Origin of the sequence: Nitriliruptor sp. (assembly GCF_040882075.1) — a bacterium.
Taxonomy (GTDB): Bacteria; Actinomycetota; Nitriliruptoria; order Nitriliruptorales; family Nitriliruptoraceae; genus Nitriliruptor.
Genome location: NZ_JBBEBZ010000188.1, coordinates 1 through 2,998 on the forward strand (window position 1 = coordinate 1; position 2,998 = coordinate 2,998).

General features: G+C 73.8%; 3 protein-coding genes. 2 read left to right on the top strand and 1 reads right to left on the bottom strand.

What is annotated here, in order from left to right:
- The first annotated feature begins 173 nt into the window (after nt 1–173).
- The gene (locus WEB03_RS13255; RefSeq protein WP_368071396.1) at nt 174–1,382 is read left to right on the top strand and encodes an HD domain-containing protein; all 1,209 of its coding nucleotides are present in this window, start codon (nt 174–176) and stop codon (nt 1,380–1,382) included.
- Here WEB03_RS13255 and WEB03_RS13260 read toward each other — a convergent pair.
- Entirely contained in the window at nt 1,360–1,944 is a 585-nt protein-coding gene (locus WEB03_RS13260) for a DUF5317 domain-containing protein (RefSeq protein ID WP_368071397.1), read from the bottom strand. The two genes, WEB03_RS13255 and WEB03_RS13260, sit on opposite strands and share 23 nt — an antisense overlap.
- Nucleotides 1,945–2,069: 125 nt before the next feature.
- On the opposite strand from WEB03_RS13260, the gene WEB03_RS13265 reads away from it, so the two are divergent.
- Nucleotides 2,070–2,843, top strand: a complete 774-nt coding sequence (locus WEB03_RS13265; RefSeq protein WP_368071398.1) for an enoyl-CoA hydratase/isomerase family protein — start codon at nt 2,070–2,072, stop codon at nt 2,841–2,843.
- Nucleotides 2,844–2,998: the final 155 nt, after the last annotated feature.

The following is a 2,998-nucleotide window of genomic DNA, read 5'->3' on the forward strand; positions in this document are numbered from 1 at the left end:
CGCTGCGCCGGGCGTCAGTTCGACGCGAAGGCGGTCGAGGCCCTGGCCGTCGTGGTCGAGCGTCTCGGGTGGCAACCGACCGTCGAGTTCGCGTCGTCGGCCGAGCTCCACGGTCACGCCATCCCCGAGGTCCACACCGTCAGCAACCACGCCGCCGGCAGCGAGGCGGACGCGTGACGCCCCCACGGCGGACCAAGCTGGCGCACTCCCTGCCGGGCCTCGTGGCGGTGCTCGTGGGGTCGGTCGCGTGGCTGTTCGGCGCGCCGCCGGAGGAGCCCGTCGCGGTGCACCACCTCGTCCTCATCGTGGTCGCGATCGCGGTCACCGAGCTGCTGCCGATCCGCCCGCCGCGAGGTCGGCCGGTGCCGACCTCCACCGCCGTCGTCGCGATGGGTGCCCTGATCGGGGTAGCCGCACCGATGCTCGCCCTCCTGACGATCTGCGGGTGGGGCCTGGCGCGTCTGCGGGACCGCGCCGCCGGTGCCGTCGCCAACCTCGTCGTGTCGGTCTCGACCGCGTGGGTCCTGGCGGGTCTCGCCGCGTTCGGTCGCAGCACCGGTGACCCCTGGCGCGCTGCGCCGGGGAGCGGCATCGAACTCGACCTCACCGCGGCGGTCCTCGTCGCCCTCGTCCTCGTCACCGTCCTCCCGGCGCTGCAGGTGCTGATCCTCGGTGAGGAGACACGGTTCCCGCTCCGTCGCGTCGCCGACGAGATCCGGGCCACCTGGACCGCGGACGTGGCCATCGCCTCGACCGCCGTCATGGGCGCGCTGGTCCACCGCCCCCTCGGCCCGTGGACGCTGCCCTCCATGCTGATCCCGCTGCTCGCGGCCCGTATCGGGCTGGCGAGGTTCGCGGGTGTGACCACGGCCTACGACCAGACGATCCGTGCCATGTCGCGCCTGCCCGAACAGCTCGGCACGGTCGCTGCTGAGCACGGTGTCCGGGTCGGGTCCCTGGCGCGGGACGTGGCGCTCGAGCTCGGCGCCGATGCGGCGAGCGCGCTCGAGATCGAGCAGGCGGCCTACCTCCACGAGCTCGGCCACATCCGTCTCGAACCCGAGGACCGACCGACGCGGGCGGAGCTGGCCGAGGCGGGAGCTCGGGTGATCGCGTCGGCGGGTGACCTCGACCGGGTGGCGGCGATCGTGCGGGCACACGGCGATCCGGCGAAGGTGCGCCGGGCCGACGCCGGCATCGCCCGCGCCGCGCGGATCGTCGTGGCCTGCTGTGAGGTCGACCGCTACGAGCCCGACCTGACCGATGGGGGGCAGCGGCACGAGGTCACCGTGCGCCTCGTGCGCGAGGTCGAGGACCTCGAGGTGGTGCGGGCCGTGATCGAGGTCGCCGAACGCCGGGTCAGGACATCGGCGCGTCGCTGACGTCGCGCTCCGTCCCTCCCCGGTGGTCGGAGCCGGAACGCCAGGTCATCAGGGCGTGGGTCAGCGGCACCAGGCCCACGCCGATGCACAGGTCGCCGACCGACAGGATCGATCGGAGCGGCGGCACGGGGAGCACGTCCGCGAGCCACGGCAGGCGGGTCTCGTCGGTCAGCAACGTGTGCTTGCCGGGAGCGACGGTGAGCTCGCCGAGCCCGAGCGCCCGCATCGCGCCGGGGTCGACCGGCATGGCTCCGTTCGCCGCCATGACGGCGGCGTTCAGCGCCAGGCCAGCGGCGACGAGCCACACCCCGGGGAGGTGCCGGTTCCACAGGAGCCAGCCGACCACGATCAGCTGGCTGAGGACCAGCAGCAGCGACCCGGCGAGGCTCGCGTCGGCGAGCACGCCTCGACCCGCGGCGATGTCGACCGCGATCTGGACGCCGAGGCCCAGGAACAGCAGCCAGGGAGCTTCGATCGGGGCTTCAGCCAGACGCCGCAGCCGCCCGCCGCGCACGGCGGACGCGAGGACGGCGATGAGCACGACGGCGATGGTGAACGGCACGGTCAGCCCCTGACAGGACGTGATGGTGTCACGCGCAGGACGGAGAGCTGCGGACGTCGCAGACCTATCATCCGCGCACCGGTCGACCGGGCTCGGTCGGGTGACGCTGCACACGAGGAGCCGAAGTGAGCGTGCGGACCGAGCGGCACGACGCGGTGCTGCGGGTGACCATCGACCGTCCCGAGCGACGCAACGCGCTGAACGCGGACGTCCTTCGCGGCCTCACCGCGGCCCTGGCCACCGCCGACGACCCCGAGGTGCGGGTGGTCGTGCTGACCGGCGCGGGGGACCGGGCGTTCTGCGCGGGTGCGGACCTCGCCGGTGGGCTGGCGGCGGATGCGACCGTCGTCGAGCAGCACGACCAGCGAGGCCTGCTCCGTGAGCTGTTCGCGGCCGTCGGTCGGCTCCCGGTGCCGTTGGTGGGGCGGGTCAACGGGCACGCGCTCGCCGGCGGGCTCGGCGTGGCGTTGGCCTGCGATCTGCTCGTGGCCACCGAGACCGCGGAGTTCGGCACCCCGGAGGTGCGCGTCGGGCTCTGGCCGTACGTGATCTCCGCGCTCCTGACCGAGCACCTCGGTCCGAAGCGGGCGCTCGAGCTGATGATGACCGGTCGCCGCGTGTCGGCTGCCGAGGCGCGAGCGTGGGGTCTGGTGAACCAGGTCGTGCCCGACGAGGAGCTCGACACCGCGGTCGACGCGCTGGTGAGCGAGCTGCTGGCCGGGGCACCCCTCGCGCTCGCGCTCGGCCGTCGCTCGTTCCACGAGGCGCGGCAGATGCACCCGAACGCGGCGATGGCCTACCTGCACGGGATGCTCGACCTCACGATCGGCACCGAGGACGTGGTCGAAGGCGTGACCGCGTTCTTCGAGAAGCGAGCACCGGCCTGGCGCGGGCGGTGACCCGCCGGGCCCACCGAGCGGTGCACCCCGGCCGCTAGGCTCCGCCGCATGACCGCCTCCTCCCCCTCCGATCGCCGTCGTCGACCCTCGCCCTCCGGCGAGAACGACACGGTCGCTCAGCTGACCGGACCGCTCCAGAAGGTCCTGGCGCGGCT